The sequence below is a fragment of the Streptomyces sp. SID1328 genome (assembly GCF_009865595.1).
GTDB classification, from domain to species: domain Bacteria; phylum Actinomycetota; class Actinomycetes; order Streptomycetales; family Streptomycetaceae; genus Streptomyces; species Streptomyces griseoluteus.
This window is the reverse complement of record NZ_WWKH01000196.1, coordinates 1-355: the sequence shown is the minus strand read 5'-3', so window position 1 is coordinate 355 and position 355 is coordinate 1. Positions and strand designations below refer to the sequence as shown.

The window sequence follows — 355 nt, the reverse complement described above, 5'->3', positions numbered from 1 at the left end:
CGCGCCTCCGCCGCGTGCAGCAGGGCCTGCACGACGGGCGCCGCCCCGGTCCCGATCCCCTGCTGGGCGACCCGCGCCAGCTGCACCGCCTCCCGCCCGTGCCCGAGGTACACGGCCTGGCGGCTCATGGTGACCAGCACGTACGAGCCGTAGGCGCGGTCCCCGGCCGCCTGGGCCAGCCGCAGGGCCTGCACGAAGTACCGCTGGGCGAGCCCGTGCGCGGCGATGTCGTACGAGGTCCAGCCGGCGAGCCGGGTGAGGTCGGCGGCCGCGCCGAACAGCCTGCGGCCGGTCTGCTCGGAGTAGCTGCCGCGCAGCATCGGCTCGCACTCGTGCTCCAGGTAGCGCACGAGGG

Annotated in this window: 1 pseudogene; it reads right to left on the bottom strand. The window is 76.3% G+C overall.

The window, feature by feature from the left end:
* Window positions 1-355: pseudogene (locus GT030_RS05770) on the bottom strand (regulator); the annotation flags it as partial.